Annotated in this window: 18 protein-coding genes and 1 other annotated feature; of the genes, 13 read left to right on the forward strand and 5 right to left on the reverse strand. The window is 58.8% G+C overall.

What is annotated here, in order from left to right:
• Positions 1 to 24: 24 nt before the first annotated feature.
• Entirely contained in the window at positions 25 to 504 is a 480-nt protein-coding gene (creA, locus tag V8N38_RS02960) for a protein CreA (protein WP_038878540.1), read from the forward strand.
• Positions 505 to 556: 52 nt separating this feature from the next.
• Here the strand turns inward: creA and arcA are convergent, their stop codons facing one another.
• Positions 557 to 1,273, reverse strand: a complete 717-nt coding sequence (gene arcA, locus V8N38_RS02965; RefSeq protein WP_004933003.1) for a two-component system response regulator ArcA — start codon at positions 1,271 to 1,273, stop codon at positions 557 to 559.
• A gap of 630 nt (positions 1,274 to 1,903) precedes the next feature.
• Here arcA and V8N38_RS02970 point away from each other — a divergent pair.
• From V8N38_RS02970 to thrC, 5 genes are all read left to right on the forward strand, one after another.
• Positions 1,904 to 2,590, forward strand: coding sequence for a tRNA/rRNA methyltransferase (locus tag V8N38_RS02970; protein ID WP_060422374.1), 687 nt, complete (start codon positions 1,904 to 1,906; stop codon positions 2,588 to 2,590).
• A gap of 212 nt (positions 2,591 to 2,802) precedes the next feature.
• Positions 2,803 to 2,871, forward strand: coding sequence for a thr operon leader peptide (gene thrL, locus V8N38_RS02975; protein ID WP_071998276.1), 69 nt, complete (start codon positions 2,803 to 2,805; stop codon positions 2,869 to 2,871).
• Positions 2,810 to 2,927 (forward strand) — a sequence feature (Thr leader region). (Overlaps the previous gene by 62 nt.)
• Positions 2,928 to 2,951: 24 nt before the next feature.
• Positions 2,952 to 5,411 carry a bifunctional aspartate kinase/homoserine dehydrogenase I gene (gene thrA / locus V8N38_RS02980; RefSeq protein WP_147839720.1) on the forward strand — a complete coding sequence of 820 codons (2,460 nt, stop codon included), beginning with the start codon at positions 2,952 to 2,954 and terminating at the stop codon, positions 5,409 to 5,411.
• A 1-nt stretch (position 5,412) separates the two neighbouring features.
• Complete coding sequence (thrB, locus tag V8N38_RS02985) at positions 5,413 to 6,342, forward strand: homoserine kinase (RefSeq protein ID WP_004932993.1); 930 nt, start codon at positions 5,413 to 5,415, stop codon at positions 6,340 to 6,342.
• A 3-nt stretch (positions 6,343 to 6,345) separates the two neighbouring features.
• The gene (gene thrC, locus V8N38_RS02990) at positions 6,346 to 7,635 is read left to right on the forward strand and encodes a threonine synthase (protein ID WP_100396039.1); all 1,290 of its coding nucleotides are present in this window, start codon (positions 6,346 to 6,348) and stop codon (positions 7,633 to 7,635) included.
• Between the two features lie 46 nt (positions 7,636 to 7,681).
• Here the strand turns inward: thrC and yaaA are convergent, their stop codons facing one another.
• Positions 7,682 to 8,458 carry a peroxide stress protein YaaA gene (gene yaaA, locus V8N38_RS02995; protein ID WP_064290779.1) on the reverse strand — a complete coding sequence of 259 codons (777 nt, stop codon included), beginning with the start codon at positions 8,456 to 8,458 and terminating at the stop codon, positions 7,682 to 7,684.
• Between the two features lie 106 nt (positions 8,459 to 8,564).
• Positions 8,565 to 10,001 carry an alanine/glycine:cation symporter family protein gene (locus V8N38_RS03000; RefSeq protein WP_055317166.1) on the reverse strand — a complete coding sequence of 479 codons (1,437 nt, stop codon included), beginning with the start codon at positions 9,999 to 10,001 and terminating at the stop codon, positions 8,565 to 8,567.
• Between the two features lie 383 nt (positions 10,002 to 10,384).
• On the opposite strand from V8N38_RS03000, the gene tal reads away from it, so the two are divergent.
• The 3 genes from tal (at position 10,385) to V8N38_RS03015 (ending at position 13,509) form a co-directional block, all read left to right on the forward strand.
• On the forward strand, positions 10,385 to 11,338 hold the full coding sequence (gene tal, locus V8N38_RS03005) for a transaldolase (protein WP_004932982.1): 954 nt from the start codon (positions 10,385 to 10,387) through the stop codon (positions 11,336 to 11,338).
• 151 nt (positions 11,339 to 11,489) lie between these two features.
• Positions 11,490 to 12,077 (forward strand): molybdopterin adenylyltransferase, encoded by a 588-nt coding sequence (gene mog, locus V8N38_RS03010; RefSeq protein ID WP_004932980.1) that lies wholly within the window; start codon positions 11,490 to 11,492, stop codon positions 12,075 to 12,077.
• A 124-nt stretch (positions 12,078 to 12,201) separates the two neighbouring features.
• Positions 12,202 to 13,509, forward strand: a complete 1,308-nt coding sequence (locus tag V8N38_RS03015) for an MFS transporter (protein WP_060422391.1) — start codon at positions 12,202 to 12,204, stop codon at positions 13,507 to 13,509.
• A 44-nt stretch (positions 13,510 to 13,553) separates the two neighbouring features.
• Here V8N38_RS03015 and satP read toward each other — a convergent pair whose 3' ends face one another.
• Entirely contained in the window at positions 13,554 to 14,153 is a 600-nt protein-coding gene (gene satP, locus V8N38_RS03020; RefSeq protein WP_147839721.1) for an acetate uptake transporter, read from the reverse strand.
• 325 nt (positions 14,154 to 14,478) lie between these two features.
• Here satP and dnaK point away from each other — a divergent pair, with 325 nt between their 5' ends.
• From dnaK to nhaR, 4 genes are all read left to right on the forward strand, one after another.
• A complete protein-coding gene (dnaK, locus tag V8N38_RS03025) occupies positions 14,479 to 16,392 on the forward strand; it encodes a molecular chaperone DnaK (protein ID WP_004932972.1) in 1,914 nt (637 codons plus the stop codon).
• Positions 16,393 to 16,498: 106 nt separating this feature from the next.
• On the forward strand, positions 16,499 to 17,623 hold the full coding sequence (dnaJ, locus tag V8N38_RS03030; RefSeq protein WP_004932969.1) for a molecular chaperone DnaJ: 1,125 nt from the start codon (positions 16,499 to 16,501) through the stop codon (positions 17,621 to 17,623).
• A gap of 236 nt (positions 17,624 to 17,859) precedes the next feature.
• The gene (gene nhaA / locus V8N38_RS03035; protein ID WP_038873350.1) at positions 17,860 to 19,026 is read left to right on the forward strand and encodes a Na+/H+ antiporter NhaA; all 1,167 of its coding nucleotides are present in this window, start codon (positions 17,860 to 17,862) and stop codon (positions 19,024 to 19,026) included.
• A gap of 192 nt (positions 19,027 to 19,218) precedes the next feature.
• A complete protein-coding gene (gene nhaR / locus V8N38_RS03040; RefSeq protein ID WP_004932962.1) occupies positions 19,219 to 20,118 on the forward strand; it encodes a transcriptional activator NhaR in 900 nt (299 codons plus the stop codon).
• 71 nt (positions 20,119 to 20,189) lie between these two features.
• Here the strand turns inward: nhaR and rpsT are convergent, their stop codons facing one another.
• Complete coding sequence (rpsT, locus tag V8N38_RS03045; RefSeq protein ID WP_033637053.1) at positions 20,190 to 20,453, reverse strand: 30S ribosomal protein S20; 264 nt, start codon at positions 20,451 to 20,453, stop codon at positions 20,190 to 20,192.
• Positions 20,454 to 20,795: the final 342 nt, after the last annotated feature.

Consider the following 20,795-nt stretch of genomic DNA (forward strand, 5'->3'; position numbering starts at 1 on the left):
CAAGGTTATATCGGAGTTAAGTAAATGAAAAAAGGCTGGATATTTTTATTCGGTTTGGTTTGCGCAACCGTTGGCAGCGCGCAGGCGGAGCAGGTAGGTTCCGTTGATACGGTGTTTAAATTGTTGGGGCCAGACCACAAAATCGTGGTGGAAGCGTTCGACGATCCGGATGTTAAAAATGTAACTTGTTATATCAGCCGCGCCAAAACCGGCGGCATCAAAGGCGGCCTGGGGCTGGCGGAAGACACCGCCGACGCGGCCATTTCCTGCCAGCAGGTGGGGCCTATCGAGCTGAGCGACAAGATCAAAAACGGCAAGGCGGAAGGCGATGTGGTGTTCCAGAAACGCACCTCGCTGGTGTTCAAGAAGCTGCAGGTGGTGCGCTTCTACGACGCCAAGCGCAATTCGCTGATTTACCTCAGCTACTCCGACAAGGTGATCGACGGCTCGCCGAAGAACGCGCTGAGCGCGGTGCCGATCATGCCGTGGGCCGAGACGAAATAAAAAAAACGGGGTTCAGCATGCTGAACCCCGTTTTCATGACGGCAGGCCGGAATTACTCTTCCAGATCGCCGCAGAAGCGGTAGCCTTCGCCGTGAATGGTGGCGATGATTTCCGGCGTGTCCGGCGTCGATTCGAAGTGTTTGCGAATGCGACGGATGGTGACGTCCACGGTACGGTCATGCGGCTTCAGCTCGCGGCCGGTCATTTTCTTCAGCAGTTCGCCACGGGACTGGATCTTGCCCGGGTTTTCGCAGAAGTGCAGCATGGCGCGGAATTCGCTGCGCGGCAGCTTGTACTGTTCGCCGGCCGGGCTGATCAGCGAGCGGCTGTTGATGTCCAGCTCCCAACCGTTGAACTTGTAGCTCTCGACCAGGCGGCGCTCTTCGCCCAGGCTGCCCAGGTTCATGGTACGCGACAGCAGGTTGCGTGCGCGGATGGTCAGCTCACGCGGGTTGAACGGTTTGGTGATGTAATCGTCGGCGCCGATTTCCAGGCCGAGGATTTTATCCACTTCGTTATCGCGACCGGTCAGGAACATCAAGGCGACGCTGGCCTGTTCGCGCAGTTCGCGCGCCAACAGCAGGCCGTTTTTGCCTGGCAGGTTGATGTCCATGATGACCAGATTGATATCATTTTCAGACAGGATATTGTGCATCTCTGCACCATCATTGGCTTCATGAACAATGTAGCCTTCCGCCTCGAAAATGCTCTTCAGGGTGTTACGAGTGACTAACTCGTCTTCGACAATCAGAATGTGCGGGGTCTGCATATTTGCTACCTAAAATTGCCAACAAAATAGAAAATCGGAAGTACAGAAGTCTCTGTTTTCTTAGAGGAGGGCAGAGATAGCGCCACGTTCCCTCTCAGCAAATGACTAAAGTACGTAAACTCGTTCTTGATGCACTTTCCATCTCATGTCAACAAGATCGCTAGCCTGGTGGGGATGCTGTTCCCTACAACCCCTTGGGGTGCCAAATCGGCGCATATCCTAACCCCATTAACAGCAATATAACAGCGCGTGCCGAATTCATCACCCAACAAAACTACGCTTTGTTGACATATATCAAATTCAATTGTAGCACGTTAACAGATTTGTGAAAAACACTTACAGAAATGCCAGTTTAAGTCACAGAACCTCAAATTCTGTGAACGATTCAGCATTATCCGGCCCGATAGGATACAATTATTCGCTTATTGATCATCGTCTTGTTTTAACTCATTGATAAATAAATGCAGTAAAACATAAGCACGAATAATGACTATTACGACGGGTTTATTAGCTCAACGAGCCGTTTAATCTTGTTTGTTGCTATTAACGCGTTTATTGTTACGCAATTGTAAATATAAGCGGGCGCTGCGCCACCGTCAAAAACGCAGGCCCGCCTTCGGTGGAAGAGTGATGCAGCTTCATATTGTTTTAGTGGCTCCGGCGCGGCCGGAAAACGTTGGCGCGGCGGCGCGCGCGATGAAAACCATGGGCTTCACGTCGTTGCGCATCGTCGACAGCGAGGCGCACCTGCAGCCGGCGGCGCGCTGGGTGGCACACGGGGCCGGCGAGATCCTCGACGGCGTGCAAACGTTCGCCACGCTGGAGCAGGCGCTGGCGGACGTGGATTTCACCGTCGCCACTACCGCCCGCAGCCGCGCGCGTTTTCACTACTACTGCACGCCGCCTGAGCTGCTGGAACAGTTGAGCGAGCGTAAGCAGTGGGTCGGCCAGGCCGCGCTGGTGTTCGGCCGTGAAGATTCCGGCCTGACCAACGAAGAGCTGGCGCTGGCAGATTTGCTGACCGGCGTGCCGATGCAGGCGGACTATCCGTCGCTTAATCTGGGGCAAGCGGTGATGGTGTACTGCTACCAGTTGGCGAGCTTGATGGGCGTCAGCACGCCGCAGGAAACGGCGGCGTCGGAAGGGCAGCTCAAGGCGCTGCGCCGCCGTGCCGATGCCTTGTTGAACGCATTGGAGGTCGGCGATGACCAAAAATTGCGCGACTGGCTGCACCAGAGGCTCGGCGTGCTGCAACAGCGAGATACGGCGATGTTGCATACGTTGCTGCACGACATCGAAAAAAAACTCGCCAAGTGATAGCGGCTTCATCAAGCGGTTACCCAGAGTGATCCACTATTAAATCGGCTTTAAGTTGTTTTTTTGTTCTGTCATTTTGCTTTTTACCTCCGGTATCGCGCAATGTCGCCGCTGAACGGAAAATAAGCAAAAAAAAGAAATCGTTTGACTTGGGATAGCGATTGCTTTAACCAATAGAGGGGACAGAGTATTTCATGAGACAGACAGACAACATGCGCAATATCAGCCTGAATACCACAATTATTACCACCACCGATACCACAGGTAACGGGGCGGGCTGACGCGCACAGGAAACACAGAAAAAAGCCCGCACCTAATCAGTGCGGGCTTTTTTTTCGGCTTAAATTCGGAGAGATCACACATGCGAGTGCTGAAATTTGGCGGAACCTCGGTGGCGAATGCAGAACGTTTTCTGCGCGTCGCCGATATCATGGAGAGTAACGCGCGTCAGGGACAGGTAGCCACGGTCTTGTCCGCCCCCGCAAAGATCACCAACCATCTGGTGGCGATGATCGACAAAACGGTGGCAGGCCAGGACATTCTGCCGAATATCAGCGACGCCGAGCGGATCTTTGTCGATCTACTGAGCGGCCTGGCGCAGGCGCTGCCGGGCTTTGAATACGACAGGCTGAAGGGCGTGGTCGATCAAGAGTTCGCGCAGCTCAAGCAGGTGCTGCACGGCGTTTCACTGCTGGGGCAGTGCCCGGACAGCGTGAACGCGGCTATTATCTGCCGCGGTGAAAAGCTCTCCATCGCCATCATGGAAGGGGTATTCCGCGCCAAGGGCTACCCGGTCACGGTGATCAACCCGGTGGAGAAACTGCTGGCGCAGGGCCACTACCTGGAGTCCACCGTGGACATCGCCGAGTCCACGTTGCGCATCGCCGCGGCGGCGATCCCGGCCGACCACATCGTGCTGATGGCCGGTTTCACCGCCGGTAACGACAAGGGCGAGCTGGTGGTGCTGGGCCGCAACGGCTCCGACTATTCCGCCGCCGTGCTGGCCGCCTGCCTGCGCGCCGACTGTTGCGAAATCTGGACCGACGTCGACGGCGTGTATACCTGCGATCCGCGCACCGTGCCGGACGCCAGGCTGCTGAAATCGATGTCGTACCAGGAGGCGATGGAGCTCTCCTACTTCGGCGCCAAAGTGCTGCACCCTCGCACCATCACGCCGATTGCCCAGTTCCAAATCCCTTGCCTGATTAAAAACACTTCCAACCCGCAGGCCCCCGGCACGCTGATCGGCAAAGACAGCACCGATGACGCGATGCCGGTGAAAGGCATCACCAACCTGAACAACATGGCGATGATCAACGTCTCCGGCCCGGGCATGAAAGGCATGGTCGGCATGGCCGCGCGGGTGTTCGCCGTGATGTCGCGCGCCGGCATTTCGGTGGTGCTGATCACCCAATCCTCTTCCGAATACAGCATCAGCTTCTGCGTGCCGCAGGGCGAACTGCAGCGCGCCCGCCGCGCGCTGGAGGAGGAGTTCTATCTGGAGTTGAAAGACGGCGTGCTGGATCCGCTGGACGTCATGGAACGCCTGGCGATCATCTCGGTGGTCGGCGACGGCATGCGCACCCTGCGTGGCATTTCCGCGCGCTTCTTCTCCGCGCTGGCGCGCGCCAACATCAATATCGTCGCCATCGCCCAGGGCTCTTCCGAGCGTTCAATTTCGGTCGTGGTCAGCAATGATTCCGCCACCACCGGCGTGCGCGTCAGCCACCAGATGCTGTTCAACACCGATCAGGTGATCGAAGTGTTCGTCATCGGCGTCGGCGGCGTCGGCGGGGCGCTGATTGAGCAGATCTACCGCCAGCAGCCGTGGCTGAAGCAAAAACATATCGACCTGCGGGTGTGCGGCATCGCCAACTCGCGCGTGATGCTGACCAACGTGCACGGTATCGCGCTGGACAGCTGGCGCGACGAGCTGGCCGGCGCGCAGGAGCCGTTCAATCTCGGCCGTCTGATCCGGCTGGTGAAGGAGTATCACCTGCTGAACCCGGTGATCGTCGACTGTACCTCCAGCCAGGCGGTGGCCGATCAGTATGTGGACTTCCTGGCGGACGGTTTCCACGTGGTGACGCCGAACAAAAAGGCCAACACCTCGTCGATGAACTATTATCAGCAACTGCGTGCAGCCGCCGCCGGTTCGCACCGCAAGTTCCTCTATGACACCAACGTCGGCGCCGGTTTACCGGTGATTGAGAACCTGCAAAACCTGCTGAACGCCGGCGATGAGCTGGTGCGCTTCTCCGGCATCCTGTCCGGTTCGCTGTCCTTTATCTTCGGCAAGCTGGACGAAGGGCTGTCGTTGTCGGCGGCGACCCTGCAGGCCCGGGCCAACGGCTACACCGAGCCGGATCCGCGCGACGATCTGTCCGGTATGGACGTGGCGCGCAAGCTGCTGATCCTGGCGCGCGAGGCCGGTTACAAGCTGGAGCTGAGCGATATCGAGGTCGAGCCGGTGCTGCCGCCGTCCTTCGACGCATCGGGCGACGTGGATCAGTTCCTGGCGCGGCTGCCGGAGCTGGATAAAGAGTTCGCGCGCAACGTGGCCAACGCCGCCGAGCAAGGCAAGGTGCTGCGCTATGTCGGCCTGATCGACGAAGGGCGCTGCAAGGTGCGCATCGAGGCGGTGGACGGCAACGATCCGTTGTATAAAGTGAAGAACGGCGAGAACGCGCTGGCCTTCTACAGCCGCTACTATCAGCCGCTGCCGCTGGTGCTGCGCGGCTACGGCGCCGGTAACGATGTGACCGCAGCGGGCGTGTTCGCCGATCTGCTGCGCACACTGTCATGGAAGTTGGGAGTTTAATATGGTTAAGGTGTATGCACCGGCCTCGATCGGTAACGTCAGCGTCGGTTTCGATGTGCTGGGCGCGGCGGTTTCGCCGATCGACGGCACGCTGCTGGGCGACTGCGTCAGCGTCGAAGCCGCCGAGACGTTCAGTCTGCAAAATGCCGGGCGCTTCGTCAGCAAGCTGCCGGCCGAGCCGAAAGAGAACATCGTTTATCAATGCTGGGAGCGTTTCTGCCAGGAGATCGGCCGCGAAGTGCCGGTGGCGATGCGGTTGGAAAAGAACATGCCGATCGGTTCGGGGCTGGGCTCCAGCGCCTGTTCGGTGGTCGCCGGGCTGATGGCGATGAACGAGTTCTGCGATCGGCCGCTGGATAAGACGACGCTGCTCGGCCTGATGGGCGAGCTGGAAGGCCGCATTTCCGGCAGCGTGCATTACGACAACGTGGCGCCTTGCTATCTGGGCGGTCTGCAGCTGATGCTGGAAGAAGAAGGCATCATCAGCCAGGAGGTGCCGTGCTTCGACGATTGGCTGTGGGTCATGGCCTATCCGGGCATCAAGGTCTCCACCGCCGAAGCGCGCGCCATTTTACCCGCGCAATACCGTCGTCAGGATTGCATCAGCCATGGTCGCTATCTGGCCGGTTTTATCCATGCCTGCCACACCCGTCAGCCGCAGCTGGCCGCCAAATTGATGCAGGACGTGATCGCCGAACCGTACCGCACCCGGCTGCTGCCGGGCTTCGCCGAAGCGCGCAAGGCGGCGCAGGAGATCGGCGCGCTGGCCTGCGGCATCTCCGGTTCCGGCCCGACGCTGTTCGCCGTCTGCAACGACGGCGCCACCGCGCAACGCATGGCCGCCTGGCTGCAACAACACTATCTGCAAAACGACGAAGGTTTTGTTCATATTTGCCGTCTGGATACCGCAGGCGCTCGACTACTGGGATAACGCATGAAACTGTACAACCTTAAGGATCACAACGAGCAGGTCAGCTTCGCGCAGGCGATCAAACAAGGCCTGGGCAAGCAGCAGGGGCTGTTCTTCCCGCTGGAGCTGCCGGAGTTCGAACTGACCGAGATCGACCAGCTGCTGGAGCAGGACTTTGTCACCCGCAGCAGCCGCATTCTGTCGGCCTTTATCGGCGAAGAGGTACCGGAAGCGGCGCTGAAGAAACGCGTGCAGGCCGCCTTTGAGTTCCCGGCTCCGGTGGCGAAAGTGACCGAAGACGTCTCTTGCCTGGAGCTGTTCCACGGCCCGACGCTGGCGTTCAAAGACTTCGGCGGCCGCTTTATGGCGCAGATGCTGGCGGAAGTGGCCGGCGATCAGCCGGTGACCATTTTGACCGCCACCTCCGGCGACACCGGCGCCGCCGTGGCGCACGCCTTCTACGGCCTGAAAAACGTCCGGGTGGTGATCCTTTATCCGCAGGGCAAAATCAGTCCGCTGCAGGAGAAGCTGTTCTGTACCCTGGGCGGCAACATTCACACCGTAGCGATCGACGGCGACTTCGATGCTTGCCAGGCGCTGGTGAAGCAGGCGTTCGACGATCAAGAATTGAAAGACGCGTTGCACCTGAACTCGGCTAACTCGATCAACATCAGCCGCTTGCTGGCGCAGATCTGCTACTACTTCGAAGCGGTGGCGCAGCTGCCGCAGGAAGCGCGCAATCAGCTGGTCATCTCGGTGCCGAGCGGCAACTTCGGCGATCTGACCGCCGGGCTGCTGGCCAAGTCGCTGGGCCTGCCGGTGAAGCGCTTTATTGCCGCCACCAACGCCAACGACACCGTGCCGCGCTTCCTGACCAGCGGCCAGTGGCAGCCGCACGCCACGGTCGCGACGCTGTCCAACGCCATGGACGTCAGCCAGCCAAACAACTGGCCGCGCGTGGAAGAGCTGTTCCGTCGTAAGGTCTGGCAGCTGAAAGAGCTGGGCCACGCGGCGGTCAGCGATGAGACCACCAGGGAAACGATGCGTGAACTGGCCGAGCTGGGTTATATCTCAGAACCGCACGCAGCCATTGCCTATCGCGCGCTGCGCGATCAGCTGCAGGAAGGGGAGTTCGGTCTGTTCCTCGGCACGGCGCATCCGGCCAAGTTTAAAGAGAGCGTAGAAGCGATCCTCGGCCAGGAACTGCCGTTGCCGAAAGCGCTGGCGCTGCGGGCCGATCTGCCGCTGCTGTCGCACACGCTGCCGGCCGGCTTTGCCGAACTGCGCAAATTCCTGATGGCGCTGCCGGCCTGAAGTTCGGCAGGCTAGAATACGAAAAGCCGTCTTGCGACGGCTTTTTTTATGCCTGCTCCGGGCGTTTGAACACCAGTTCATTGCCCTGCGAGGCGGCTTCGTCGAAGGCGTAGCCTTCCAGGTTGAAGTCCACCAGCTGCTCGCTGCGCGTCAGGCGGTTCTTGATGATAAAGCGGCTCATCAACCCGCGCGCTTTCTTGGCGTAGAAGCTGATGACCTTGAACTTGCCGTTCTTCTCGTCGAGGAACACCGGTTTGATCAGCGCGCCGTGCAGTTTGGCCGGCTTCACCGCCTTGAAATACTCGTCGGACGCCAGGTTGACCACCACGTCGTCGCCCTGCTGCTCCAGCGCTTCATTGAGTTTCTGGGTGATTTGATCGCCCCAGAAGCTGTACAGATCTTTGCCTTTCGGGTTTTCCAGCTTGATGCCCATCTCCAGCCGGTACGGCATCATCAGATCGAGCGGGCGCAGCACGCCATACAGGCCGGACAGCATACGCAGATGCTGCTGGGCAAAGTCGAAATCGGCCTCGTTGAAATCCTGCGCCTGCAGGCCGGTGTAAACGTCGCCCTTGAACGCCAGCAGCGCCTGACGGGCATTGTCTGGGGTAAATTTGGGCTGCCACTCGCTAAAGCGCGCGGCGTTCAGCCCGGCCAGCTTGTCGCTGATGCTCATCAGGCTGGCGATTTGCGCCGGCGTCAGCTCGCGGCAAATTTTGATAAGCCGCTGAGACTTGTCCAGCAGTTCGGGCTGCGTGAAACGTTCTGTCGCCAGCGGGCTGTCGTAATCGAGAGTTTTTGCAGGGGAAATAATAACGAGCATGGCCAGATCCTGTTTATCCAAGTGCGGATACTGTAGCAAAAAGCGCGGGAAAAAGGGGCAATCGGTCCAATAGGCCGAGGCGCGCACCGCACGCGCCCCGGAAAACTCAGCGCGGTGGTTGATGACCGTCCCACACGCCCGGCTCCAGCTGCGACTTCAGCTCCGGATAACGGTTGGCGTCGAAGGTCGGCAGCTTGCCCAGGCGGCGTTGGCGATGGTAGTCGTCGGCCAGCTTCAGCGCCACCCGCGACAGCAGCAGGATGGCCGTCAGATTGGTGATGGCCATCAGCGCCATGGAAGTATCCGCCATTTTCCACACCAGCGGCAGCTCCGCCAGTGCGCCGAACATCACCATGCCCAACGCCACGCAGCGGAAAATGATCAGGCCGCCCGGGTGGTTGTGCTCGAGGAATACCAGGTTGCTCTCGGCATAGGCGTAGTTGGCGATGATCGAGGTAAAGGCGAAGAAGAAGATGGCGATGGCGACGAACGGCGCCCCCCAACTGCCGACGGCGGTCGACAGCGCGCGCTGGGTCAGATCGATGCCGCTGATGCTGTCGGTCGGCTGATCGAGAATGCCGGAGGAGAGGATGATCGCCGCGGTGGCGCTGCAGATGACGATGGTATCGATAAATACCCCGAGCATTTGCACGTAGCCTTGCGAAGCCGGATGCGGCGGATAAGGCGAGGCGGACGCTGCCGCATTGGGCGCCGAACCCATGCCGGCTTCGTTGGAGAACAGGCCGCGCTGCACGCCCTGGGTCATCGCCTGGGAGATGCCGTAACCGACGGCGCCGGCCGCGGCTTCCTGCAGGCCGAAGGCGCTTTTGAAGATCAGCGCCAGGATCGCCGGCATGTGTTCGATGTTATGGCCAATCACCCAGAGGGCCAACAGCAGGTAGGCGCCCGCCATCAGCGGCACCACCAGTTCGGCCACTTTGGCAATGGAGCGAATGCCGCCGAAGATTACCACGCCGCTCAACACCACCAGGCCGATGCCGACGTGCAGCGGCTGCAAATGGAAGGCGACGGCAGAGGCCTGGGCGATGGAGTTGGCCTGCACAGCGTTGAATACCAGGCCGAACGCGATGATCAGGAAGATGGAGAACAGCACGCCCATCCAGCGCATGCCGAGGCCCTTTTCCATGTAGTAGGCCGGGCCGCCGCGGTAGTTGCCGTTATCGTCTTTGGTTTTGTAGAGCTGCGCCAGCGAGCTTTCCACAAAGGAGGTGGCCATGCCGATAAACGCCACCACCCACATCCAGAAGATGGCACCGGGGCCGCCGGCGGTCAGGGCGATGGCGACGCCGGTCAGGTTGCCGGTGCCGACGCGCGCCGCCAGCGTGGTACACAGCGCCTGGAAAGAGGAGATGCCGGCGCTGTCGCTTTTATTGCTGTTTTTCAACACCGAGAACATGTGGCTGAAGTGGCGGAGCTGGATAAAGCGGGTGCGCAACGTGAAGTAGATGCCGGTGCCGAGCAGCAGATAAATCAGCACCGACCCCCACAAAATATTGTTTATAAAGTTCATCAGGTCCGTCAAGGGATCCCTCCTCTTATCGAAATTTAATGCGCACCTTGCAGCATCCACCGCAGGTGAAAAACATTGGCCTATTTTTTACAAGAGCTTAGCTGGAATTGGTCCGGCGTCAGTCGATTAAGATTTTTCGCAGATTAGCGGACGAATTGCATCAATTTTTTCGAATTTAACATAATTTATTCGGACAATAGCACGTTATTGCCTTTCCATCCGCTCGGTTATGGCGAAAGATATCGGCGTAAACGGTTGCTCGCCCAAGGATAAAACAGATGCTTGCGCGCCGCGGTTTTCCAGCCTTGCACCGGGCTTGGCGCATGTTATTATCAGGGTAGGGCATGGTTGAACAATGCCAAAAGTTCATGCACAAACGATGAGATAATGCCAACATGACCGACAAATTAACTTCCCTGCGCCAGCTGACCACGGTGGTTGCAGACACGGGTGATATCGCGGCAATGAAGCTGTATCAACCGCAGGATGCTACAACCAACCCTTCGCTGATCCTCAATGCAGCCCAAATTCCTGAATACCGCAAACTGATTGACGAAGCCATCGCCTGGGCGCGCGGCCAGAGCAGCGATCGCGAGCAGCAGATCGCCGACGCCGCCGACAAGCTGGCGGTCAACATCGGTCTGGAAATCCTCAAACTGGTTCCGGGCCGTATCTCCACCGAAGTGGATGCGCGTCTGTCTTACGACACCGTCGCCAGCGTGGCCAAGGCCAAACGCCTGATCAAACTGTACAACGAAGCCGGCATTAGCAACGATCGCATCCTGATCAAACTGGCCTCGACCTGGCAGGGCATCCGCGCGGCGGAGCAGCTGGAGAAAGAAGGCATCAACTGTAACCTGACGCTGCTGTTCTCCTTCGCTCAGGCTCGCGCCTGTGCCGAAGCCGGCGTTTACCTGATCTCGCCGTTCGTCGGCCGTATCCTCGACTGGTACAAAGCCAACGGCGACAAGAAAGAGTTCGCCCCGCACGAAGATCCGGGCGTGATCTCCGTGACCGAAATTTACCAGTACTACAAACAGCACGGTTACAACACCGTGGTGATGGGCGCCAGCTTCCGTAACGTCGGCGAAATCATCGAACTGGCCGGCTGTGACCGCCTGACCATCGCCCCTGCGCTGCTGAAAGAGCTGGCGGAGAGCGAAGGCGCGCTGGAGCGCAAACTGTCTTACACCGGTGAAGTGAAGGCGCGTCCTGCCGCACTGACCGAACCTGAGTTCTACTGGCAGCACAACCAGGATCCGATGGCGGTTGAGAAACTGACCGACGGTATCCGCAAGTTTGCCGTAGACCAGGGCAAACTGGAAAAAATGATCGCCGACCTGCTGTAATTCCCGCAGATCGCGCAGTAAAAAGGTGGCTCAGGCCACCTTTTTTTATGCCCGACGCTCCCGCCGGCGGGGGAAGCCCTTATACTCTCGGCAATGACAACAGAACGGGAGACGAACCCGTTCGGACCCCATCAGGCTGTAGAGGTTACGCATGGATATTTTACGTATTGGTTTGGTTTCCGTTTCCGATCGCGCTTCCGGCGGCGTTTATCAGGATAAAGGCATCCCGGCGCTGGAAGAGTGGCTGAGCGGCGCGCTGGCGACGCCCTTCAAGCTGGAAACCCGGCTGATCCCCGATGAGCAGACGCAAATTGAACAGACGCTGTGCGAATTGGTGGACGAAATGGGCTGCCATTTGGTGTTGACCACCGGCGGCACCGGGCCGGCGCGCCGCGACGTCACCCCCGACGCCACGCTGGCGATCGCCGATCGCGTGATGCCCGGCTTCGGCGAGCAAATGCGTCAGATCAGCCTACACTATGTGCCAACGGCAATTCTTTCTCGCCAGGTGGGGGCGATCCGCAAACAGGCGCTGATCATCAACCTGCCCGGCCAACCGAAGTCGATCAAGGAAACGCTGGAAGGGGTAAAGGATGAGCAGGGCAATGCGGTGGTACACGGCATCTTCGCCAGCGTGCCTTATTGCATTCAACTGCTCGACGGGCCTTACGTCGAAACGCACGCCGCGGTGGTAGCAGCATTTCGGCCAAAGAGCGCGCGTCGCGAGATAAACCTCTAAATTTCAGCATTCTGCGAGATCGGCTTCAGCCCGTCTGGTGTGAAAATAATTTGCCGCTATAGTAAGGATTCTTTTACAGAAAGCCTGCGGCTTTTATTTTTACAGCCTTTACCGACGGTGCCCTATGCCTCACGACACTAATCGCCGGCTGAACCGGCAAGACTACAAAACGCTGACGTTGGCCGCGTTGGGCGGCGCGCTGGAGTTTTACGACTTCATCATCTTCGTGTTCTTCGCCGCCGTGGTCGGCGATCTGTTCTTCCCGGCGGACATGCCGGAGTGGCTACGTCTGGTGCAAACCTTCGGCATCTTCGCCGCCGGCTATCTGGCCCGCCCGCTGGGCGGCATCGTGATGGCGCACTTCGGCGATCTGGTCGGCCGCAAGAAGATGTTTACCCTGAGCATTCTGCTGATGGCGTTGCCGACGTTGGCGATGGGCCTGCTGCCGACCTACGCCAGCATCGGCATTGCTGCGCCGCTGCTGCTGCTGTTGATGCGCGTGCTGCAGGGGGCGGCGATCGGCGGTGAGGTGCCGGGCGCCTGGGTCTTCGTTGCCGAACACGTGCCGCGCCGGCGCATCGGCTTCGCCTGCGGCACGCTGACCGCCGGGCTGACGGTGGGCATCCTGCTGGGCTCGGTGGTGGCGACGGTGATCAACACTACGCTCAGCCCGCAGAGCATCGCCGGCGGCGGCTGGCGCATTCCTTTCCTCTTGGGCGGCATGTTCGGCCTGGTGGCGATGTACCTGCGCCGCTGGCTGCAGGAAACGCCGATCTTCATCGAGATGCAGGCGCGTAAAGCGCTGGCCGAGGAGCTGCCGCTGAAGTCGGTGGTGCTCAACCACAAGCGGGAAGTGGTGGTATCGATGCTGCTGACCTGGCTGCTCTCCGCCGGCATCGTGGTGGTGATCCTGATGACCCCGACCTATCTGCAAAAGCAGTTCGGCATTGCGCCGGCCTTGACGCTGCAGGCCAACAGCATCGCCACCATCATGCTGATCGCCGGCTGCATCGTCGCCGGTTTATCGGCCGATCGCTTTGGCGCCAGCAAAACGCTGGTGGTTGGCAGTGTGCTGCTGGCCGGCTGCAGCTGGCTGTTCTATCAGACGGTGGGCGTGCACCCGGAAATGCTATTCGCCTGCTATGCGCTGGTGGGGTTCAGCGTAGGCGTGGTGGGGGCCGTGCCGTACGTGATGGTGCGGGCGTTCCCAGCGGAAGTGCGGTTTACCGGCATCTCGTTCTCATATAATGTCTCGTACGCTATTTTTGGCGGTTTAACCCCTATTTTTGTGACGCTGATCATGAAATTGACCCCGTTAGCACCCGCTTACTACGTGTTGGCGCTGTCGCTCATCGGGCTGCTGCTCGGCTTCTACCTGCATCGCGATCTGAACAGCGAAGCCGGGGAGCGGCGAGCCGATTCCTACAGCTAAAAAAAAGCCCTGCACTGCAGGGCTTTTTCATCAGGGAAGGGCGATTACGCCGCCACCGGTGAGGCCGCGACGCGGGCCGGAGCCGGTTCGCCAATCGGCAACACCTTGCGGCCGTATTGCTCGTTGAGCACTTCGGCCATCGCCAGGTAAATGGCGCTGGCACCGCAGATGATGCCTTCATAGCCGGCGAAGGTCAGCAGCGCGTGATTGCCGGTGATGTTGCCGACGGCCAGCAGGGCGAACAGCAGCGTGAGGCTGGCGAACACGAACTGCAGCACGCGGTTGGCGGCCAGGGTGCCGAAGAACATGAACAGGGTGAAGACGCCCCACAGCGCCAGGTAGATGCCCAGCACGTGCGCCTCGGTGGCCTCAGCCAGGCCCAGACGCGGCAGCAGCAGCAGACCGACCAGGCTCAGCCAGAAGCTGCCGTAGGCGGTGAAAGCGGTCATGCCGAAGGTGTTGCCCTTCTTGTATTCCAGCAGACCGGCCAGGATCTGGGCCAGGCCACCGAAGAAAATCCCCATGCTGATGATGGCGGAGTTCAGTGGGAAAAAGCCCGCGTTGTGCAGGTTCAGCAAGACGGTGGTCATCCCGAAGCCCATCAGGCCGAGAGGGCCGGGATTCGCCAACTTGTTGGTGTGCATAAGTCCTCTGCGATAACAGAAAATTAACGGAAACAGCGAAGTAAAATAATAAATGGTCTGAATGGCCAAAAAATCGAAGTTTTCCACCAGAGCGCGCGCATCATAATGATCCCCGCAGCCGGAAACAATGATCTGAATGACGATAAAAAAAAGAAATTTTTTTCGCCTTGCCCCTTGATGCCGGATTGGATGGCCCCATCTTATTTGCAACCGCAGTTGCTAACCGCGGGTCGCACTGAGATATCGGGCAGTTGAAAAGCAAAAAATCGCCCGCATATAGGTTAGCAACCTGACTGATTATGAATTTTTTAGTGGAGACGTTTAGATGGGTAAAATTATTGGTATCGACCTGGGTACTACCAACTCTTGCGTAGCAATTATGGATGGTGCCAAGGCACGCGTGCTGGAAAACGCCGAGGGCGACCGCACCACTCCTTCTATTATCGCATATACCCAGGACGGTGAAACTCTGGTTGGCCAGCCGGCTAAGCGTCAGGCAGTGACCAACCCTGAAAACACCCTGTTCGCCATCAAGCGCCTGATCGGTCGCCGCTTCCAGGATGAAGAAGCGCAGCGCGACAAAGCGATCATGCCGTACAAAATCGTCGAAGCCGACAACGGCGACGCTTGGCTGGAAGTGAAAGGCCAGAAAATGGCTCCGCCGCAGATCTCTGCGGAAGTGCTGAAGAAAATGAAGAAAACGGCGGAAGATTACCTGGGCGAACCGGTAACTGAAGCGGTTATCACCGTACCGGCTTACTTCAACGACGCCCAGCGTCAGGCGACCAAAGACGCCGGCCGCATCGCGGGTCTGGAAGTCAAGCGCATCATCAACGAACCAACCGCTGCGGCCCTGGCCTACGGTCTGGACAAAGAAGTCGGCAACCGCACCATCGCGGTTTATGACCTGGGCGGCGGTACTTTCGATATCTCCATCATCGAAATCGACGACGTTGACGGCGAAAAAACCTTCGAAGTGCTGGCGACCAACGGTGACACCCACCTGGGTGGCGAAGACTTCGACAGCCGTCTGATCAACTACCTGGTGGAAGAGTTCAAGAAAGATCAGGGTATCGATCTGCGCAACGATCCGCTGGCGATGCAGCGTCTGAAAGAAGCCGCTGAGAAAGCGAAGATCGAACTGTCTTCCGCTCAGCAGACCGACGTTAACCTGCCGTACATCACGGCAGACGCGACCGGTCCAAAACACATGAACATCAAAGTGACTCGCGCCAAACTCGAGTCGCTGGTTGAAGATCTGGTTGCACGTTCTATCGAGCCGCTGAAAGTGGCGCTGAAAGACGCAGGCCTGTCGGTTTCCGACATCCAGGACGTGATCCTGGTGGGCGGCCAGACCCGTATGCCAATGGTGCAGAAGAAAGTCGCAGACTTCTTCGGCAAAGAGCCGCGTAAAGACGTGAACCCGGACGAAGCGGTTGCCGTGGGCGCTGCGGTACAGGGCGGCGTGTTGGCCGGTGATGTGAAGGACGTTCTGCTGCTGGACGTGACCCCGCTGTCGCTGGGTATCGAAACCATGGGCAGCGTGATGACGCCGCTGATCACCAAAAACACCACGATCCCGACCAAGCACAGCCAGGTGTTCTCTACCGCTGAAGACAACCAGTCTGCGGTAACCATCCACGTGCTGCAGGGTGAGCGTAAGCGCGCCAGCGATAACAAATCTCTGGGCCAGTTCAACCTGGACGGCATTCAGGCGGCACCGCGCGGCATGGCGCAGATCGAAGTCACCTTCGATATCGATGCCGACGGCATCCTGCACGTGTCTGCCAAAGACAAGAACACCGGTCGTGAGCAGAAGATCACCATCAAGGCATCTTCTGGCCTGAACGAAGACGAAATCCAGAAAATGGTGCGCGACGCCGAGCTGAACGCTGAAGCCGACCGCAAGTTCGAAGAGCTGGTACAGACACGTAACCAGGCCGATCACCTGATCCACGGCACTCGCAAGCAGCTGGAAGAAGCGGGCGACAAACTGCCGGCGGAAGACAAAACGGCGATCGAAGCGGCGCTGAAAGATCTGGAAGCGGCAGTGAAAGGCGAAGATAAAGCCGAGATCGAAGCGAAGACTCAGGCTCTGGTGCAGGTTTCCGGCAAACTGCTGGAAATGGCCCAGGCGCAGCAGGCTCAGCAGGGTGCTGACGCCGGCGCGGACAACGCGGCGCAGAAAGACGACGACGTGGTTGACGCTGAGTTCGAAGAAGTTAAAGACAAAAAATAATCGCCCTTAAGCGGGCACGGGGCGGCCGAGATGCCGCTCCCGGAAACCAGCACGGGCGTCGAGGCAACTCTGCGCCCGTGCACGCATGTTAAGGGTAAGCGAAAGAATGGCGAAGAAAGACTATTACGAGATTCTCGGCGTCAGCAAGACGGCGGATGAACGTGAGATCAAAAAGGCGTACAAACGCCTGGCGATGAAATACCATCCTGACCGCAACCAGGAACAAGACGCCGAAACCAAGTTTAAAGAAGTTAAAGAAGCTTACGAAGTCCTGACCGACGACCAGAAACGCGCGGCCTACGATCAGTACGGGCACGCGGCCTTTGAACAGGGCGGCATGGGCGGCGGCGGCTTTGGCGGCGGTGCTGACTTCAGCGATATCTTTGGCGACGTGTTTGGCGACATCTTCGGCGGAGGCCGCCGTCAGCGCGCCAGCCGCGGTTCCGATCTGCGCTATAACATGGAGCTGACCCTCGAGGAAGCGGTACGTGGCGTCACCAAAGAGATCCGCATCCCGACGCTGGAAGAGTGCGACGTCTGCCACGGCAGCGGCGCCAAGCCGGGCAGCTCGCCGGTGACCTGTCCAACCTGTCACGGCCAGGGCCAGGTGCAGATGCGTCAGGGCTTCTTCACCGTGCAGCAGGCGTGTCCGCACTGCCATGGCCGCGGTCAGATCATCAAAGATCCGTGCAACAAGTGCCACGGCCACGGCCGGGTAGAAAAATCCAAAACGCTGTCGGTGAAAATTCCGGCCGGCGTCGATACCGGTGACCGCATCCGCCTGGCGGGTGAAGGCGAAGCCGGCGAGCACGGCGCACCGGCGGGCGATCTGTACGTTCAGGTGCAGGTGAAGGCGCACCCGATCTTCGAGCGCGAAGGCAACAACCTGTACTGTGAAGTGCCGATCAACTTCGCCATGGCGGCGCTGGGCGGCGAGATTGAAGTGCCGACGCTGGACGGCCGGGTGAAACTGAAGGTGCCTTCGGAGACCCAAACCGGCAAACTGTTCCGCATGCGCGGCAAGGGCGTGAAATCGGTGCGTGGCGGCAGCCAGGGCGACCTGTTGTGCCGCGTAGTGGTGGAAACCCCGGTCAATCTGAACGACAAGCAGAAGCAATTGCTGCGCGAGCTGGAAGAGAGCCTGGGCGGCCCGTCCGGTGACAAGAACAGCCCGCGTTCGAAGAGCTTCTTCGACGGGGTGAAAAAGTTCTTTGACGACCTGACTCGCTAACCTGCTGTTTCTGCTGGTTTATATTAGAACCCCGGGCGTCTGTCCCGGGGTTTTTATTTGCATGTCGCACCCCTAATCCCCTATAAATAATGTGACTTATTCGTGCTTTTGATCGGTTTTATCGAGTTATTTAGCATTTATAAACTTATTTTTTCGAACTAAAACGCCCTCTATACTCACTTCATGACTGTGGTTCGCAGGGCGCTACGCCCTGCACGGATTTGGAGAGACGTATTGTGACCAACATCATTCGTCAATTTTTACGTCAGGAAGCCGCGGGCGGCATCATTCTGATCGCGGCGGCGATCGTCGCCCTGATCATGGCCAACACCCCGGCGCAGGGGATCTATCAGGCATTCCTTAACCTGCCGGTGATGGTGAAGATTGCTTCGCTGGAGATCGCCAAGCCGCTGCTGTTGTGGATCAACGACGGCCTGATGGCCATCTTCTTCCTGGTGGTGGGGCTCGAGGTCAAGCGCGAGCTGATGCAGGGCTCGCTGTCCGGGCGTGACAAGGCTGTGTTTCCGGCGATCGCCGCGCTGGGCGGCATGCTGGCGCCGGCGCTGATTTATTTGCTGTTCAACGGCGCAGATGAAGTCACCCGCCAGGGCTGGGCGATCCCGGCCGCGACCGATATCGCCTTCGCGCTGGGCGTAATGGCGCTGCTGGGTAACCGCGTGCCGACCAGCCTGAAAGTGTTCCTGCTGGCGTTGGCGATCATCGATGACCTGGGCGTGATTATCATCATCGCGCTGTTCTACACCCATGAAGTGTCGATGGTGGCGCTGGGCGTGGCGGCGGCGGCGACGGTGCTGCTGGCGGTGATGAACTGGCGCGGCGTGGGTAAAACCTCGCTGTACATGATGGTCGGCCTGGTGTTGTGGGTCGCGATCCTCAAGTCCGGGGTGCACGCGACGCTGGCCGGGGTGATCGTCGGCTTTATGATCCCGCTGAACGTCAAGAAGGGGCCGTCGCCGTCGGAGACGCTGGAACATGAGCTGCACCCTTGGGTCGCGTTTATGATCCTGCCGCTGTTCGCATTCGCCAACGCCGGGGTTTCTTTGCAGGGCGTATCGCTGGAAGGGTTGACGTCGCTGTTGCCGGTCGGGATTGCGGCCGGGCTGTTTATCGGCAAGCCGCTGGGGATTTTCCTCTTCAGCCTGCTGGCGGTGAAAATGGGCATCGCCCGCTTGCCTGAGGGGATCGGTTTCAAACAGGTGTTTGCCGTTTCGGTGCTCTGTGGTATTGGTTTCACCATGTCGATTTTCATCGCCTCGCTGGCGTTCGGCGATGCGGATGCGGCGCTCAGCACCTATTCCCGCCTGGGGATCCTGCTGGGCTCCACTGCGGCGGCGGTGGCAGGGTATGGGTTGCTGCGTCTGGCGTTGCCGCGGGTGCGTTAATCCTGCGTGTGCCCGATAAGGGCACACAATAAAATGGCTGGTCGGAGCTGCGCGGTATAAAATATGTGCAGCTTCGGCCGTTCTTCGTTGGGACTAATGGGGCTATACGTTGTCTGAAGCAGGGAAAGGAAGTTTGTCGCTCGTCACGGCACACCGTTTGCCGCTGCGAAACGTTGTTAAGGAGAGCCGCTCGTGAGGATGTCGCATATCAACTTTAATCACCTTTACTATTTCTGGCAGGTCTGCAAGGCCGGTTCCGTGGTCGGTGCCGCCGAAGCGTTGTTTTTGACGCCACAGACCATCACCGGCCAGATCAAAGCGCTGGAAGAGCGGTTGGACGGCAAGCTGTTCAAACGCCAGGGGCGCGGGTTGGTGCCTTCGGAGCTGGGGCAGCTGGTGTTCCGCTATGCCGACAAGATGTTTATGCTCAGCCAGGAAATGCTGGATATCGTCAACTACCGCAAAGAGTCGAACCTGCTGTTCGACGTTGGCGTGGCGGACGCGCTGTCGAAGCGCCTGGTCAGCCAGGTGTTGGAAACGGCGGTAGTGGTGGATAACGAACAGATCCACCTGCGCTGTTTTGAATCGACGCACGAGATGCTGTTGGAGCAGCTCAGCCAGCACAAGCTGGATATGATCCTGTCGGATTGCCCGGTAGACTCCAGCCAGCAGGAAGGGCTGTTCTCGCTGAAGCTGGGCGAGTGCGGCATCAGCTTCTTCTGCCGCCAGCCGGCGCCGGAGCTGCCGTTCCCGGCCTGCCTGGAGCAGCGCAAGCTGCTGATCCCCGGCCGCCGCTCGATGCTGGGGCGCAAGCTGCTCAACTGGTTTAATACGCAGGGCATTCAGGTGGAGATCCTGGGCGAGTTCGACGATGCGGCGCTGATGAAGGCCTTCGGCATGTATCACAATGCGATTTTCGTGGCGCCGACGCTGTATGCGCAGGATACCTATAACGATGACAACGTGGTGGAGATTGGGCGCATCGACAGCGTGCAGGAGGAGTATTACATCATCTTCGCTGAGCGCATGATCCAGCATCCGGCGGTGCAGCGCGTGTGCAACAAAGACTTCTCGGCGCTGTTTTCCTGCTAGTGGTTCACTGAACGCAGGGCGTAAAAAAACCGGCCTGAGCCGGTTTTTTTATCAAGCAGATAACGAAATGCTTATTGCATTGCGTTGATGCGTGCAGTCAGGTTTGACTTATGACGCGCTGCTTTGTTTTTGTGGATCAGGCCTTTAGCTGCCTGACGGTCCACCAGTGGCTGCATTACCAGGAATGCAGTTTGTGCTGCTTCTTTGTCGCCAGCTGCGATAGCTGCGTCTACCTTCTTGATGAAGGTACGCACCATTGAGCGACGGCTAGCGTTATGCTTGCGGCGTTTCTCAGACTGTACGGCGCGTTTCTTAGCTGATTTGATATTAGCCAAGGTCCAACTCCCAAATATATTCTATTGAGGACAATTCAAAGGCCGAGGAATATGCCCTTTTAGCCTTCGTTTGTCAATGGATTTGTGCAAATAAGCGCCGTTTGTACAGGCGGCACTCGCTACGTTGTGATGGCGCAGGATTTTACCAGCTTCGCTCTTGGGAATACAGTGTTTCGCGAGAAAATTCGCCAATGTTTTGCCGCGGCGGACGCAAGCCGTTGGCCGTGGTCGAGAATCGGCCCGGCAGTGCCGGATAAACTGCGGCGAAGCCGTTTCACGCGCAGATTATCTCCGGTATGGTATGTCTATTACATAAAGGCACCAATCGCGGGTTAACCTTAC

The organism is Serratia nevei, from assembly GCF_037948395.1.
Taxonomy (GTDB): domain Bacteria; phylum Pseudomonadota; class Gammaproteobacteria; order Enterobacterales; family Enterobacteriaceae; genus Serratia; species Serratia nevei.

Bases quoted from the DNA above. Each gene is read 5' to 3' on its own strand.
- creA (WP_038878540.1), top strand. From the start codon at position 25: ATGAAAAAAGGCTGGATATTTTTATTCGGTTTGGTTTGCGCAACCGTT.
- arcA (WP_004933003.1), bottom strand. From the start codon at position 1,273: ATGCAGACCCCGCACATTCTGATTGTCGAAGACGAGTTAGTCACTCGT.
- V8N38_RS02970 (WP_060422374.1), top strand. From the start codon at position 1,904: ATGCAGCTTCATATTGTTTTAGTGGCTCCGGCGCGGCCGGAAAACGTT.
- thrA (WP_147839720.1), top strand. From the start codon at position 2,952: ATGCGAGTGCTGAAATTTGGCGGAACCTCGGTGGCGAATGCAGAACGT.
- thrB (WP_004932993.1), top strand. From the start codon at position 5,413: ATGGTTAAGGTGTATGCACCGGCCTCGATCGGTAACGTCAGCGTCGGT.
- thrC (WP_100396039.1), top strand. From the start codon at position 6,346: ATGAAACTGTACAACCTTAAGGATCACAACGAGCAGGTCAGCTTCGCG.
- yaaA (WP_064290779.1), bottom strand. From the start codon at position 8,458: ATGCTCGTTATTATTTCCCCTGCAAAAACTCTCGATTACGACAGCCCG.
- tal (WP_004932982.1), top strand. From the start codon at position 10,385: ATGACCGACAAATTAACTTCCCTGCGCCAGCTGACCACGGTGGTTGCA.
- mog (WP_004932980.1), top strand. From the start codon at position 11,490: ATGGATATTTTACGTATTGGTTTGGTTTCCGTTTCCGATCGCGCTTCC.
- V8N38_RS03015 (WP_060422391.1), top strand. From the start codon at position 12,202: ATGCCTCACGACACTAATCGCCGGCTGAACCGGCAAGACTACAAAACG.
- satP (WP_147839721.1), bottom strand. From the start codon at position 14,153: ATGCACACCAACAAGTTGGCGAATCCCGGCCCTCTCGGCCTGATGGGC.
- dnaK (WP_004932972.1), top strand. From the start codon at position 14,479: ATGGGTAAAATTATTGGTATCGACCTGGGTACTACCAACTCTTGCGTA.
- dnaJ (WP_004932969.1), top strand. From the start codon at position 16,499: ATGGCGAAGAAAGACTATTACGAGATTCTCGGCGTCAGCAAGACGGCG.